Below are 15314 nucleotides of genomic sequence, written 5' to 3'. Positions count from 1 at the left end.
GCACTCCCCGAACACTCACGGGCGGCGGAGCCGCTTACGCGTAGATGGCCTCGATGGCCGCGCCGTGCTCCTTGTGGATGACGTTCCGCTTGAGCTTCAGCGTGGGGGTGAGCTCACCGGTCTCCTGCGTGAAGTCGACTTCGAGGATGCGGTACTTCTTGATCCGCTCCGGGTTGGACACCTTCTTGTTGCCCTCGGCCACCGCCTCGTCGATCTCGGCGACCAGGTCGGGGTTCTTCACCAGTTCGGACACCGGGGTGTCGGCGGCCAGCCCGTGACGTTCCTTCCAGCCCGGGAGGGTTTCGGAGTCGAGGGTGATGAGCGCGCCGATGAACGGCTTGCCGTCGCCGACCACGAGGCACTGGCTGATCAGCGGGTGCGCGCGGAGTGCGTCCTCAAGGACCGCAGGCGCGACGTTCTTGCCGCCCGCGGTGACGATGATTTCCTTCTTGCGGCCGGTGATCGAGATGTAGCCCTCTTCGTCGATCGAGCCGAGGTCGCCGGTGTGGAACCAGCCGTCCCGGATCGAATCCGCGGTGGCCTGCTCGTTGTGCCAGTAACCGCCGAACACGACGGGACCCTTCAGGAGCAGTTCGCCGTCCTCGCCGATCTTGGCGGCGTGGCCGTCGATCGGCTTGCCGACGGTGCCGACCTTCTGTGCGCGGGTGGTGTTCACGGAGATGGCGGCGCTCGTCTCCGTGAGGCCGTAGCCCTCGTACACCGGAACGCCGATGCCGCGGAAGAAGTGACCGAGGCGTGCACCGAGCGCGGCGCCACCGGAGACGGCGCGGTCGCACTCGCCGCCGAGGGCGGTGCGCAGCTTCGAGTAGACGAGCTTGTCGAACAAGGCGTGCTTGAGCTTGAGACCGAGCCCGGCGCCGCCGTTGTCCTGTGCCTCGCTGTACGCAATGGCCGTGGCGGACGCCTTCTCGAAGATGCTGCCCTTGCCGCCGTCGTACGCCTTCTGCTTGGCGGAGTTGTAGACCTTCTCGAACACGCGCGGCACCGACAGGATGAAGTGCGGCTGGAACGCGGCGAACTGGTCGAGCAGCGTCGTGAGGTCGGCGGTGTGCGCGACGGTGACCTTGGCGTCGAACGCGCCGAAGGAGATGGCGCGGGCGAAGACGTGCGCGAGGGGTAGGAACATCAGGGTGCGCCTGCCCGCGTACATCGCGTCGCTGAGCGCGAGCTTCACGGCGGCGGACTCCGCGTAGAAGTTGGAGTGCGTCAGCTGCACGCCCTTGGGGCGGCCGGTGGTGCCCGACGTGTAGATGAGGGTGGCGGGGGAGGACGCGCGCACCTGGTGACGACGCTCGTGCAACTGCTCGTCGGTGACGCCTTCGCCGCGCTTCGACAGTTCGTCGATCGCGCCGCCCTCGATCTGCAGGACCTCACGCAGGTCCGGCGCGGCGTCGGTGACGACCTTCAGCGCGTCGGCCTGCTTGGCGTTCTCGACGACCAGCAGCGACGTGCCGGAGTCTTCGAGGATCCACTTCGCCTGATCGGGTGCGGACGTTTCGTAGATGGCGACGGTGCACCCGCCTGCCGTCCAGATCGCGTAGTCGATGACGACCCACTCGTACCTGGTCGCCGACAGGATCGCGACGCGGTCGCCGAGCTCGACGCCGGAAGCGATGAGCCCCTTCGCGACGGCGGACACCTGCTCCGCGAACTCGGCGGCGGTGACGTCTACCCACCCACCGTTGCCGGGGCGCTTGAACGGAACGAACTTCGGGTCTTCCTCGGCATGACGGAAGACCGTGTCCGCCATGGAGGCGTCCTCCGGAATTGAGAACGACTGCGGTACCGAGAATTCACGCACTATGACCCCTCCACTGAAACGACATGACGGATGTGCATTCGATCACATTTGTCCCAGTTTCGCACCAGGGTCGATGTCCGTTATGTGTATTTCCGTTCTGACCAGCGGAGATAAGTGTAACTCGGCGTAAACTGATAACTCAGGCGGCCTCTTCCAAACGGCGCGAGTTCGCCGACAGCCAGCGCCGGATCGCATAGTTCAACTGATCCGGATCGACACCGAGTTCGGTCGCCGTCGCCTCGAGGATCTCCTCGGCAAGGCCGTCGTCGGTGGCTTCCGAAATGCCGAGCGCGCCGCTGATGAACACGTCCGCCACCCGATTCGGCCGGACACCCGGGATCCCGGCGAGCATCAGGAAGTGCGCCCACGTGACGTCGCTGCTCTCCCCGCACACCTCGATCCACGCGTCGTGGATCTGCTCCAGGGCAGCTTCGTCCCGGGCGGCCTCGAGAAGGTCGTCGATGCTGTTGATCCGGAGCTGGTGTAGTCGCTCCGCCGCCAGCTGGATGTGACGCGCCTCGATCGGCACACCGGTCGCGGAGTACCGCCGTTTGTACGAACCGACCTTGCCCGCCCACTGATCCGAGCTGCCCGCCTCCTCGAACGTGCGGAGAAGGTCGCGGGCGCCGTCGGTGAGGGGCTGATCGGGGTGCGCCCGCCGGTACGCCAGGTAGCGGTCCACGACGGCGACCTCGCTGTGCCCGGCGCTCGACTGCACCGATTCGATGATGCAGAGGGCGAGACTGTGCCGGTAGGCATCGGAGGTGACCCAGCCGGACGGGTCGCCCAATCGGTCGCGGCAGGCGGTGACGACGGTTTCGACGGTATCGGCAGAGACGGTCACGAGATCCTCCAAAGGCAGTCTGTTCTGTGCTCTGTCCGGTGTATCGACAGGGCCTCCGGGAACGTTGCACTGGAGCTGAAGATTCCTCGAGAACTACCGTCAGTGGTGGGTCAGCAGGTCTGTGACCTCGGTGTCCGAGAGTTGATGGAAATCGTCGTACGCGTTGCCGACGCCACCGAGATCGGCCGGGGTGTACAGGCAGACCACCTCGTCGGCGGTCACGCGCAAGCGGCCGACGGCCTCGGGTGCCGCCACCGGAACCGCGACGATCACGCGTGCCGCGCCCAGTTTCTTCACCGATTGGCAGGCCACCGCCGCGGTCGCGCCCGTGGCCATACCGTCGTCGACGAGGACGGCGGTGCGCCCCTTCAGTGACGCTCGCGGCTTGCCGCCGCGCAGCACCCGCGCCCTCCGTTCGAGCTCGCGGCGCTCCTTCGCCTCGACCATGGCGAGCGCGGTCTTGCTGATCCGGGCGATGCGCAGAACGTCGTCGTTGATCACCCGGGATTCACCCTCGCCGATGGCGCCCATGGCGAGTTCCGGCTGCCACGGGACACCCAGTTTGCGGACGAGGACGACGTCGAGGGGCGCCGACAGGGCGGCAGCGATCTCGAACGCGACGGGGACGCCGCCGCGCGGCAAGCCGAGCACCACCAGATCGGTGCCGCGCAGGTGCTCCAGTGCGGCCGCCAGTCTGCGACCGGCGTCGGCGCGACTGGTGTACAACATCGAACGCTCCGTGATCGGGGAGAACGGATCGTCTCCGACGCTACTCCCGATCGGGCCGTTCAGATCTCGCTGACGGTGAATCGGCGCAGGGCGAGGGCGGGATTCTTCTCCCGCACCTCGGTGATCCGCTCCGCGCTCACCGCGGCGACCGCGGTGCCCACCCGCTCACCGAGCGACGCGAGGGTCACACCCATCGGATCGACGATCATGCTGTTCCCGGCCCCGGTGCGCGCGCTCTGGTCGGCGGCGGCCACGTACACGGTGTTCTCGATGGCGCGCGCCCGCACGAGAGTGGACCAGTGGTCCTCCTTCAACGGTCCGGGCACCCACTGTGCGGGCAGCAGCAGCACGTCGGCGCCCGCGTCGACGATGCGGCGGGTGACCTCGGGGAACCGGAGGTCGTAGCACGTCTGCATGCCGAACGTGAGGCCGTCGACGGCGAAGGTCTCCGGGACGCCGATCTCACCGGCGCGGATGACGTCGGATTCCTTGTAGCCGAACGCGTCGTACAGATGGAGTTTGCGGTAGGTGGCGACGATGTCGCCGCCCGGTCCGAGCGCGACGAGGGTGTTCGAGATGCGATCGTCTCCGGGCAGCTGCTCGTTGACCCCTGCCACCAGATGGACGTCGAGTTCCTTCGCCGTCGCGGCCAGCCCGCTGACGAACTCGCCGTCCAGGCCCTCGGCCGACTCGACGATCCGCTCGTCCGTTCTCGGCGCCGTGAACATCGCATACTCCGGCGCCACCACCACCTTCGCACCGCGGCCCGCGGCCTCGGCGGCGAGCGTGCGGAGGGTGCGCAGATTCTCCTGCTTGTCCTGACCGGGAGCGAACTGAATGAGAGCGACATCGACCATGCCGTCCACGCTAGGCGACGAGGTGCGGCAGGTGTCTCCCGTCCCGGTCGCCGCGTATTTCCGCGGCGTGGCGATGCGCGGTGGACTCGTGCACTAAACTGCTGGTCAATGAGTGATATCGAGCGTGACCCCGAACCCCCCACTTTTGCCGACCTCGACATCGATGATCGGGTCTTGAAGGCACTGTCCGATGTGGGCTACGAGTCGCCCTCGCCGATCCAGGCAGCCACCATCCCGCCCCTCCTCGCCGGCAACGACGTCGTCGGCCTGGCGCAGACCGGCACCGGCAAGACCGCTGCGTTCGCGGTACCGATCCTCTCGAAGATCGACCTGACGCAGAAGTCGCCGCAGGCATTGGTCCTCGCGCCGACGAGGGAGCTGGCGCTGCAGGTCGCGGAGGCGTTCGGCAAGTACTCCGCCCATATTCCGGGCCTGCACGTTCTGCCCATTTACGGCGGTCAGAGCTACGGCGTCCAGTTGTCGGGACTGCGGCGCGGCGCACACGTCGTGGTGGGCACGCCCGGTCGCGTGATCGACCACCTGGAGAAGGGCACGCTCGACCTGTCCAAGCTCTCCTACCTCGTCCTGGACGAGGCCGACGAGATGCTGAAGATGGGATTCCAGGAGGACGTCGAGCGCATCCTCGCCGACACCCCGGAGTACAAGCAGGTGGCGCTGTTCTCGGCCACGATGCCAGGGGCCATCCGCAAGATCTCGAAGCAGTACATGCACGACCCCGTCGAGATCACGATGAAGTCGAAGACGTCGACCGCGTCCAACATCTCGCAGCGGTACGTCCAGGTGGCGCATCAGCGCAAGCTCGACGCCCTGACGCGTGTCCTCGAGGTCGAGGACTTCGAGGCGATGATCATCTTCGTGCGCACCAAGCAGGCCACCGAGGACCTCGCCGAAAAATTGCGGTCTCGTGGCTTCTCCGCGTCGGCCATCAACGGCGACATCGTGCAGGCTCAGCGTGAGCGGACCATCGGCCAGCTCAAGAGCGGCGCCCTCGACATCCTCGTCGCCACCGACGTGGCCGCGCGTGGCCTGGACGTCGACCGCATCTCCCACGTCGTCAACTACGACATCCCGCACGACACGGAGTCGTACGTCCACCGGATCGGCCGCACCGGTCGCGCCGGGCGCGCGGGCGAGGCGTTGCTGTTCGTGGCACCGCGCGAGCGGCACCTGCTCAAGGCCATCGAGAAGGCGACCCGTCAGCCGCTGGCCGAGATGCAGCTGCCCAGCGTCGACGACGTCAACGCGCAGCGCGTGTCCAAGTTCGGCGACTCGATCACCGAGAGCCTCACGTCCGACAACCTGGCGTTGTTCCGCAAGATGATCGAGGACTACGAGCAGGAGCACGACGTCCCGCTCGCCGACATCGCCGCCGCGCTCGCGGTGCAGTCGCGCGACGGTGAGGCGTTCCTCATGGCACCCGAACCGCCGCCCGCGCCCCGCCGCGAGCGTGAGCCCCGCGAACGCCCCGCGCGCCGGTTCGACGACGGCCCCCCGACGCGGTCGCGTGGACCGGAGGGCCAGGAGCTCGCAACGTACCGCATCGCGGTCGGCAAGCGGCACCGTGTCGTGCCGGGTGCGATCGTCGGTGCCATCGCGAACGAGGGTGGGCTGCGACGCAGCGACTTCGGGCACATCAGCATCCGCCCGGACCACAGCCTGGTGGAGTTGCCCGCCGACCTGTCCAGCGAGACTCTGGAAGCCCTGCGCCGCACCCGCATTTCCGGTGTGCTGATCCAGCTGCAGCCCGATTCGGGTCCGCCGTCGGGCCGACCGCGCGGTGGCCGCGACGATCGGGCAGGCGGGAAGTTCCAACGCGACCGGGACAGCAGGAAAAGGCCGCGCGAGTAGTCCTCGCGCGGCCCTTCGGAACGGGATCCCCGGCGGTTACGCCGGGGGAGCGGGAGCCGGGGCGGGCTGTGCCGCCTCGGCGGGCAGCGGGCCCTCCTCGGGAACGAAGAACGAGCCGACCGTCGGCAGCACGTAGCAGGTCGCGTTGGTGTACCCGACGGTGCCGAAGATCGATGCGACGACGGTGCCCGCACCGGTCGTCACGACCTTGTTCAGCGCCGGGTAGCCGCCTTCGGTGACGCCGTCGAGGGGCAGGATTCCGCTGGCGCCGGTGCTGGTGTTGATCCACGCGACGTTGAGGCCCGACGACTTCACGACACCGGGGTACGCGGACAGGGCCTGGAAGCTGATCTCGTTGGCCTTCACCTCGGCGGTGGGCCCCGTGGTGCCCGATGCCAGCGTCAGCGTGACCGGTGCGACGGTGCCGCAGCCCACGGTCGGCGCGGTGTAGAGGAACGGCGTGTACGCGCCCGCGACATCACGCAGCACAGTCGACGTGGCCAGTGCCTCGACCGCGGCCTTCTCCTCGGGCTTGTCGGCCTGGGTGCGCAGTTCGGCGAGTCCGGGGACGTCGTCGGGGGTGGCCGGTTCCGCCGCTGCCGTGCCCGAGAGACCGAAAGTCGCCGCGATACCGACCGTTGCCGCCGCGATCGTGCGTCGCATCACGCTCATACCGTCCACCTGAACTCCTCGTTGTCTCGTCGGGCGGCTCTGCAGCGCCGCCCGGACGGAGAATTTACCCGAGAGAACGGAATCAGTCAGGACCAGCTGCCGCCGCCGGCCAGCGTATCGGCGCGCGCGCCGTCGAGGGACTGCCGGATGATGTCGGCGTGACCGGCGTGCCGGGCCAGTTCCTCGATCTGGTGCAGCAGCATGTAGCGGACCGTGAAGACGACTCCCGACGCCATCCACTGCGCCACGTCGGCGGGCAGGTTGACGTCGCGATCCAGATCGGTTTCGGCGGCGACCGCGGCCTCGGTGGCGCGCCGTGCGTCGTCGAAGCGGGCGAGGAGGGCGTCGACGGTCTCGTCCTCGGTGACGTTCCATGCGGCCATCCACGCGGCCACCGGGTCGTCGCCGACACCGCGCGGGGCGCCGGTGATGCGGGAGGTCATCGCCTCTTCGCCGTCGATCACGTGTTTGAGCAGGGAAGCCAGGCTCATCTCGCTGGCGCTGGGCACACTGCGGGCCTGCTCCTCCGTCAGCCCGGACAACGCGTTGCGGAAGGCGGTGCGCTGGTTGTCCAGCATGAGGAGTAGGAGTCCGCGCTCGTCGGAGATGGGGTTCTGGGTTCTGGGTGTCTCGGTCATGCATTCAGTGTTGCGCGGATAGCGGACACCTATTGTCCTCGATCAGCGACTTTGCGAGCTCATTGGCGGGACGTCGCGACCCTCGCCACCTCCGCCGGGTCGATCAGATGGGAGTGGTCGTCGTCGCCGACGTCGATCTGCACGACGTCGATTCGCCCGTTGAACTTGGTTTCTCCCACGTAGTGGGCGCTGACCGGCATCCCGTAGTCGTCGCCGATGTCGGTCGTCTCGTCCGCGGAGAAGATCATCGGCTGCGTCTGTTCGACGCGGCCGGAGCCGACGCTGCGGCCGTCGTAATAGAGGGTGACGTTGCCGCCCTTCGCGAGACCGCCACCGTCGTAGGCGAACTCCGCTCGAATCTGACGACTGCCTGCGGGCAGGTCTTCGGTGGCCTCGGTCGTGAACTCCTTCATGCCGAGGAGGTTGTAGACGAACGCAGCCCGCCCCTCCTTGACGTAGAGGGCCCATCCGCCGAAGCGGCCGCCCTGCGCGATGACGACACCGTTGGTGGTGGCGTTCTTCGCCGTCTCGACGGCCGCGGTCACCGAGAACGACCGGTTCTTGATGTCGATGACACTGTGCTCGCTGAGCCGCTTCATCCCGGGAAACAGCACTTGCCTGCTGCCGGACACCAGTTGGGGCCGGCCGGCGATCGTCGGGTTGAGGCGTTCGAACCGGCGGTCGTCGATGGGCAGCACGTTGTATTTCACCGCTTCGATCAGCCACAGGCGCTGCAACGCCGCGAGCTTCTCGGGCATCTCCGCGGCCAGGTCGTGGGCCTGCGTCCAGTCGGTGGTCCCGTCGTAGAGCTCCCACACGTCGTCGTCGAGCGCGGGCAGCACCTCGTTCGATAGCCACGGAGTGCTGTGCCGGGTGACGGCGCTCCAGCCCTTGTAGTAGATGCCGCGGTTGCCTGCCATCTCGAAGTACTGCAGGTCGTGGCGTTCCGGGGCGTCCGCCTCGTCGAAGCTGTACACCATGCTGGTGCCCTCGATCGGGGCCTGTTGCACCCCGTTCACGAACGTGGGTTCCGGCAGTCCGGCGGCTTCGAGCACCGTCGCCGCGACGTCGATGACGTGGGTGAACTGAGACCGGGTCTCGCCTCTGCTGCCGATGCCGGCGGGCCAGTGCACGATCGTGCCGTTGCGGGTGCCACCCCAGTGCGAGGCCACCTGCTTGGTCCACTGGAACGGCGCGCACATCGCCCACGCCCAGCCCACCGAGTAGTGGTTGTAGGCGTCCGTGGTCCCGAGTTTGTCCTTGACTTCCGCCATGAACTCCGGCGTCTCGATCGCGGCGAGGCCGTTGAAGTTCGCCATTTCGTTGAATGCACCGTTGAGCGTGCCTTCGGCGGAGGCACCGTTGTCGCCGATGATGTAGTACACGAGCGTGTTGTCGAGAGCGCCGATCGCGTCGATCGCGTCGATCACGCGGCCGACGTGGAAATCGGTGTGCTCGAGGAAACCTGCATACACCTCCATCTGACGTTCCAGCACCGGCTTCAGCGCATCGTCCATCTCGTCCCACGCCGGGATCGCATCCGGGCGCGCGGTCAATTCGGCGTCGGCGGGCACGACCCCGCGCTGCTTCTGCTGTTCGAGGATCGACTCACGCTGCGCGTCCCAGCCGCCCGCGAACCGGCCGGCGTACTTGTCCGCCCACTCCGGCGGCACGTGGTGCGGTGCGTGGGTGGCGCCCGGGGCGAAGTAGACGAAGAACGGCTTGTCCGGGGCGAGCGCCTTCTGGGTGCGCACCCAGTCGATCGCGTGGTCGGCGAGGTCCTCGGTGAGGTGGTAGCCCTCCTCTGGTGTCTTGTCGGGCTCGACGGGGGCGAAGCCCTCGTAGAGCGCCGGGTAATACTGGTTGTTCTCGCCCCCGATGAACCCGTAGAAGTACTCGAACCCGCCGCCACCGGACGGCCACGCGTCGAACGGTCCGACCGGCGAGGTCTGCCACGGTGGCACCTCGTGGCACTTGCCGAACTGTGCCGTCGAATAGCCGTTGAGTTTCAATGTCATCGGCAATGCTGCCTTGGTGTTCGGACGGAGCCCGGACGAACCGGGCGCCGACGTCGCTGTCTCGGTGATCATGCCCATTCCGACCGAGTGATGATTGCGGCCGCTGAGCAGGGCCGCACGGGTCGGTGCGCACAAGGCGGTGGTGTGGAATCGGGTGTATGTGAGCCCCCCGGCCTGCAGTCGCTCGGCGGTCGGTGTCTGCGCGGGCCCGCCGAACGCGCTGCTGGCGCCGAATCCCACGTCGTCCAGGAGGACCACGAGCACATTCGGGGCTCCCTCGGGTGGCAGCAGCGGCTCGATGGGCGGGAACGAGGTGTCCGGATCCTTCGCGTCGTAGGTCGTCAGGCCGAGATGCTGCCGATCGGGAATCGGTAGAACCTCGCGACGCTCGCCCGTTCGATCCACCATGGCTACTCATTCCGTTGTCTCACATCGGAACGCCCGACGGCGCCTGCCGAAATCAGAATAGTCGCAGGCTGCAGCGCCCCGAGTGCGTTTGGACCGGATGGACAGGACGCGGCCCCGCCCACCGAAACCTGGGGAGGCTGCGCGCGTTTCCAGCGGTTCGGGCAGGACCGACCTACGATCGAGGCACGTGTCCGGGGAACGCCCCCGTTCCTGTGATCGAGTCGCGAACCGAGGTGCTTATGGCCCTGGAAGATTCGTCGTCGGCCTTCGCCGACCCGTCCCGGGAGGGCGCGGCCCCACCGGAACACGACCTCGAAGGCCACATCATCGAGGCCCGGTCCGAGGACTTCTTCCACGCCAGAGAACTGCAAGTGGACAACGAGTGGTTCAAGACCGCGGTGTTCTACGAGGTTCTGGTTCGCGCGTTCTTCGATTCCTCGGGCGACGGAACGGGCGATCTCCGGGGGCTGACGTCCAAGCTCGACTACCTGTCCTGGCTCGGCGTCGATTGCCTGTGGCTGCCGCCGTTCTACGATTCACCGCTCCGCGACGGCGGATACGACATCCGCGACTTCCGTGCGGTGCTCCCGGAGTTCGGGACGGTCGAGGATTTCGTCCAGCTCTTCGATCAGGCGCACCGCCGCGGGATCAGAGTCATCACGGACCTGGTCATGAACCACACGTCCGATACGCACGCATGGTTCCAGGAGTCGCGCACCGACCCCGAGGGTCCGTACGGCGACTTCTACGTGTGGTCGGACCGCGACGCGGGGTATCCGGACGCGCGCGTCATCTTCGTCGACACCGAGACGTCCAACTGGACGTGGGATCCGGTGCGCAAGCAGTACTATTGGCATCGCTTCTTCTCCCATCAGCCGGACCTGAACTACGACAATCCCGACGTCCAGGACGCGATGATCGACGTGCTGCGGTTCTGGCTGGACCTCGGAATCGACGGCTTCCGGCTCGACGCCGTGCCCTATCTGTTCGAGCGGGAGGGCACCAACTGCGAGAACCTGCCCGAGACCCATGCGTTTCTCAAGAAGTGCAGGGCCGTCATGGACGCAGAGTACCCGGGGCGGGCGCTTCTCGCCGAAGCCAACCAGTGGCCGTCGGACGTCGTGGAGTACTTCGGCGAGCCGGACGTGGGCGACGAGTGCCACATGGCGTTCCACTTCCCGCTGATGCCCCGCATCTTCATGGCCGTGCGGCGGCAGAACCGGTTCCCGATCTCCGAGATCCTCGCGCAGACCCCGCCGATTCCGAGCTCGTGCCAGTGGGGAATCTTCCTCCGGAACCACGACGAGCTGACACTCGAAATGGTGTCGGACGAGGAGCGGGACTACATGTATTCCGAGTACGCGCAGGATCCGCGGATGAAGGCGAACATCGGCATCCGGCGACGTCTCGCGCCGTTGCTCGAGAACGATCGGAACCAGCTCGAGCTGTTCACCGCGCTGCTGCTGAGCCTGCCGGGTTCGCCCGTCCTCTACTACGGTGACGAGATCGGCATGGGCGACAATATCTGGCTCGGCGATCGGGACTCGGTGCGGACACCGATGCAGTGGACTCCCGACCGCAACGCCGGATTCTCCCGTGCCGATCCGGCCCGAATGTATTTGCCGGTCATCATGGATCCCACGTACGGCTACCAGTCGGTGAACGTCGAGGCGCAGATGAACTCGACCAACTCGTTGCTGCACTGGACTCGCCGCCTGATCCAGGTTCGCAAACAGCATCCGGCGTTCGGAACGGCCTCGTTCACCGAACTCGGCAGTGCGAACCCGGCCGTCCTGTCGTATGTGCGGGAGACGCCGCCGAGCCAGGATCGGCCGTACAGCGACGTCATTCTGTGCGTCAACAACCTGTCCAGGTTCCCGCAGGCGGTGATCCTGGACCTCACCCAGTTCGCCGGCCGAATCCCCGTGGAGCTCACCGGTTCCGTTCCCTTCCCCTCCATCGGGGACGACGGGTACATGATCACACTCCCCGGTCACGGATTCTTCTGGTTTGCGCTGCAACCGGATCCGAAATCCGACGGCGCCGTGAGCGGACACCCGGTCAGCAGCGAAGCGGAACAGGCGGTGCAGCAGTGAACGAACCCAGCAGTGAACGCATTCCCGACGAGACCCTCGAGCGGCAACTCGTCCGGTGGCTGCCGGACCGGCGGTGGTTCGCCGCCAAGGGCACCACCATCTTGGGGGTGCGGATCCTGCTGCGCCACGAGCTGATGTCGGTCTTCGGGTTCTCCGCCGAGCATCTCCTGGTGTCGGTGGAGTTCGAGGCAGGGCAGCCGCAGGTGTACCAGATACCGCTGGGGTTCCGCAGTCATCTGCCCGAGGACCTCGAGCCGTGGGCGCTGCCGGACGGCGACGGGAACATCATGATCGCGTACGACGGCCTGCACGATGCCGAGATCATCACCCTGTACGCCGACCTGCTGTCCGAGGCCGAGGGGACCGGGCCGGTGCAGTTGAAGACCGTGCCGGGCACCGTGATCGAACCGGGACTCCGCGGGCGGACGCTCGGCGCGGAGCAGTCGAACACGTCGGTGGTGCTGGGGGAGAAGCTCCTGATGAAGATCTTCCGTCTGGTCACGCCGGGCGTGAACCCCGACGTCGAACTGCACCTCGCGCTCGCCGAAGCGGGCAGCGAATACGTGGCGACGCTGCGGGCGTGGATGGAGACGGACGTGGCCGGGATTCTGACCACCCTCGCCATGGTGCAGGATTTCGAGGCCAACTCGGCGGACGGGTGGAGTATGGCGCTCGGCAGCGTCCGCGACCTCCTGATCGAAGCGGATCTCCACGCCGCGGAGTTGGGGACGGACTTCGCCGGTGAGTCCTACCGGATGGGCGCCGCGGTCGCCGAGGTGCACGCGACCCTGGCGCGTGCGCTCGGTGCGGAGGAACGACAGGTTGCGTCGACGACCGTGGAGGCGATGACGCGCAGGCTGGACGCCGCCACCTCGATCGTGCCCGAACTGGGAGAGGTGGCTGCCGCCGTTCGGGACAAGTTCGCCGAGGCGGAAGCGCTGGGCGCCACCACCGTCCAGCGGATTCACGGCGACCTCCACCTCGGTCAGGTGCTGCGGACGCCGGAGCGGTGGCTGCTCATCGACTTCGAGGGGGAGCCCGCCAAGACGCTCGACGAGCGCCGGGAACGGGACAGTCCGTTGCGGGACGTCGCGGGAATGCTGCGTTCCTTCGACTACGCCGCTCATCATCTGCTGGCCGATTCGGTGCCGATGGGAGCGATGGGCGCGGCGTCGCAGCGGGACTTCCGGGCGAGGGAGTGGGCCCAGCGCAACGCCGACGCCTTCTGTGAGGGCTATGCCTCCGTGTCGGGCACCGACCCACGCAAGGCGGCGGCGTTGCTCCGGGCCTACGAACTCGACAAGGCGGTGTACGAGACCGTGTACGAGGCGAGGAACCGCCCGAATTGGATCGGCCTGCCCCTCTCCGCCATTCGCAGACTCACCTCAGCACCTCGGTGAGGGTCGGGGACGAGATCGTGCCCGTGTCGAACTGAGTGCGGTACAGCTCCTCGTACCGGCCGCCCGCGGCGAGCAGTTCGGAGTGGGTGCCGCGTTCGACGATGCGCCCGGCCTCGACCACGAGGATCAGATCGGCAGCGCGGACGGTCGACAACCGGTGCGCGATCACGACGGCGGTCCGGCCGGCGAGGGCCTCGCCCAGCGCCTCCTGGACGGCGGCCTCGGACGTGGAGTCGAGGTGCGCCGTCGCCTCGTCGAGGATGACGACCCGCGGATGCGCGAGCAGCAGGCGCGCGATGGTCAGCCGCTGGCGTTCGCCTCCCGACAGCCGGTAGCCGCGCTCGCCGACGACGGTGTCGAGGCCGTCGGGCAGTGCGGCGACGAGGTCGGTGAGCCGCGCCCGTTCCAGCACCTCCGCGAGTTCGGCCGGCGTGGCGCCCGGGCGGGCGAGCAGCAGGTTGGCCCGCACGGTGTCGTGGAAGAGGTGCCCGTCCTGAGTCACCATGCCGACGGTGGCCCGCACGGAGTCGGCGGTCAGATCGCGCACGTCCACCCCACCGAGTTTCACCGAGCCCGCGTCCGCGTCGTAGAGGCGGGGAACCAGTTGGGCGATGGTGGACTTGCCTGCTCCGGACGATCCCACCAGCGCGACCATCTGCCCGGGTTCGGCACGGAACGACAACCGGTGCAGCACGTCGACGCCGCCGCGGGTGTCGAGGGTCGCGACCTCCTCGAGCGACGCCAGCGACACCTTGTCGGCCGAGGGATACGCGAACTCCACGGAGTCGAACTCCACCGACACCGGGCCGTCGGGCACCGCGACCGCGTCGGGCTTCTCTGCGATCAGCGGCTTCAGGTCGAGGACCTCGAAGACGCGCTCGAAGCTCACCAGCGCGCTCATCACGTCCATGCGCGCGCTGGCCAGTGCGGTGAGGGGGGAGTACAACCGGGTCAGCAGCATCGCCATCGCGACGACGGCTCCCGCGTCGAGTTGTCCGCGCAGTGCGTAGAACCCGCCCAGTCCGTAGACGAGCGCGAGTGCGAGCGCCGACACGAGCGTGAGTGCGGTGACGAACACCGACTGCAGCATCGCCGTGCGGACACCGATGTTCCGCACCCGCCGGGCACGGACCGCGAACTCGGCGGACTCCTCCGACGGGCGGCCGAACAGCTTGACGAGCGTGGCACCGGGCGCCGAGAACCGCTCGGTCATCTGCGTGCTCATCACCGAATTGTGGTTCGCCGCCTCACGATTGAGTTGCGCCAGCCGCGCGCCCATCCTGCGGGCGGGCAGGACGAAGATCGGCAACAGCAACAGCGCGCACAGCGTGATCTGCCAGGAGATCCCGATCATCACGATGAGCGTGATGCCGAGCGTCACGAGGTTGGACACCACGCCCGACAGTGTGTCGCTGAACGCGCGCTGTGCACCGATCACGTCGTTGTTGAGGCGGCTGACCAGCGCGCCGGTGCGAGTGCGGGTGAAGAAGGCGATCGGCATCCTCTGCACGTGGTCGAACACGGCTGTCCGCAGATCGAAGATCAGGTTCTCACCGATGCTCGCCGACAGCCACCGCGTCCACAGGGCCAGCGCGGATTCGAGTACTGCGATGACCGCGATGAGTGCCGCGAGGCGCACGACGACGGACACCGCGTCGCCCCCGACGATGGCGTTGACGACACGGCCCGCCAGCACCGGGGTGGCCACGGCCAGCGCGGCCGTGACGACGCTGAGCAGCAGATACCACCCGAGGCTGCGACGGTGCGGCAGGGCGAATCGGGCTATCCGCCGCAACGTCGTGCGGGAGAAGGGTCGACGATCCTCTTGGGCGTGCATCGCGTTGTACATCGCGTTCCACGCCGTGACTTCCATGCTCATGCCAGCGGCCTCCTGTCGCTATCCCCCCACGGTAGAGCCGGGGTATGACACGACGGTAGAACCTCAACTTTACTCGAGGTCA

The 15314-nt window shown here is 67.4% G+C and carries 11 protein-coding genes; 3 read left to right on the top strand and 8 right to left on the bottom strand.

The genetic code is table 11. From position 1 onward, the window contains the following. Positions 1 to 34: 34 nt before the first annotated feature. The 4 genes from WKC72_RS30285 to WKC72_RS30270 form a co-directional block, all read right to left on the bottom strand. Entirely contained in the window at positions 35 to 1822 is a 1788-nt protein-coding gene (locus WKC72_RS30285) for a long-chain fatty acid--CoA ligase (RefSeq protein ID WP_128639174.1), read from the bottom strand. Between the two features lie 139 nt (positions 1823 to 1961). After that, entirely contained in the window at positions 1962 to 2666 is a 705-nt protein-coding gene (locus tag WKC72_RS30280; protein ID WP_007295739.1) for a hypothetical protein, read from the bottom strand. A gap of 99 nt (positions 2667 to 2765) precedes the next feature. Further along, the gene (locus WKC72_RS30275; RefSeq protein ID WP_037244469.1) at positions 2766 to 3395 is read right to left on the bottom strand and encodes a phosphoribosyltransferase; all 630 of its coding nucleotides are present in this window, start codon (positions 3393 to 3395) and stop codon (positions 2766 to 2768) included. Positions 3396 to 3454: 59 nt separating this feature from the next. Then, positions 3455 to 4252 carry a carbon-nitrogen hydrolase family protein gene (locus tag WKC72_RS30270; RefSeq protein ID WP_370180630.1) on the bottom strand — a complete coding sequence of 266 codons (798 nt, stop codon included), beginning with the start codon at positions 4250 to 4252 and terminating at the stop codon, positions 3455 to 3457. Positions 4253 to 4360: 108 nt separating this feature from the next. On the opposite strand from WKC72_RS30270, the gene WKC72_RS30265 reads away from it, so the two are divergent. Beyond that, entirely contained in the window at positions 4361 to 6121 is a 1761-nt protein-coding gene (locus tag WKC72_RS30265; protein ID WP_037244475.1) for a DEAD/DEAH box helicase, read from the top strand. Between the two features lie 36 nt (positions 6122 to 6157). On the opposite strand, the gene WKC72_RS30260 is transcribed toward WKC72_RS30265, so the two are convergent. The 3 genes from WKC72_RS30260 to WKC72_RS30250 form a co-directional block, all read right to left on the bottom strand. Then, positions 6158 to 6793, bottom strand: coding sequence for a hypothetical protein (locus WKC72_RS30260; RefSeq protein WP_037244993.1), 636 nt, complete (start codon positions 6791 to 6793; stop codon positions 6158 to 6160). A gap of 86 nt (positions 6794 to 6879) precedes the next feature. After that, positions 6880 to 7431, bottom strand: coding sequence for a DinB family protein (locus tag WKC72_RS30255; RefSeq protein WP_128639172.1), 552 nt, complete (start codon positions 7429 to 7431; stop codon positions 6880 to 6882). Positions 7432 to 7490: 59 nt separating this feature from the next. Beyond that, positions 7491 to 9857 carry an arylsulfatase gene (locus WKC72_RS30250; protein ID WP_037244481.1) on the bottom strand — a complete coding sequence of 789 codons (2367 nt, stop codon included), beginning with the start codon at positions 9855 to 9857 and terminating at the stop codon, positions 7491 to 7493. 239 nt (positions 9858 to 10096) lie between these two features. Between WKC72_RS30250 and treS the strand changes: the two genes are divergently transcribed. Then, on the top strand, positions 10097 to 11953 hold the full coding sequence (treS, locus tag WKC72_RS30245) for a maltose alpha-D-glucosyltransferase (RefSeq protein WP_128642163.1): 1857 nt from the start codon (positions 10097 to 10099) through the stop codon (positions 11951 to 11953). Beyond that, positions 11950 to 13353: a phosphotransferase gene (locus WKC72_RS30240; RefSeq protein ID WP_112302161.1), complete on the top strand. Its 1404-nt coding sequence runs from the start codon at positions 11950 to 11952 to the stop codon at positions 13351 to 13353. The genes treS and WKC72_RS30240 overlap by 4 nt, the downstream gene beginning before the upstream one ends. Here WKC72_RS30240 and WKC72_RS30235 read toward each other — a convergent pair. Further along, complete coding sequence (locus WKC72_RS30235) at positions 13334 to 15232, bottom strand: ABC transporter ATP-binding protein (RefSeq protein ID WP_370180629.1); 1899 nt, start codon at positions 15230 to 15232, stop codon at positions 13334 to 13336. The genes WKC72_RS30240 and WKC72_RS30235 overlap by 20 nt on opposite strands. Between the last annotated feature and the right edge of the window lie 82 nt (positions 15233 to 15314).

The organism is Rhodococcus wratislaviensis, from assembly GCF_041228765.1.
In the GTDB taxonomy this organism is placed as follows: domain Bacteria; phylum Actinomycetota; class Actinomycetes; order Mycobacteriales; family Mycobacteriaceae; genus Rhodococcus_F; species Rhodococcus_F wratislaviensis.
The sequence above is the reverse complement of the archived record's forward strand: the minus strand, read 5'-3'. Positions and strand labels throughout refer to the sequence as shown.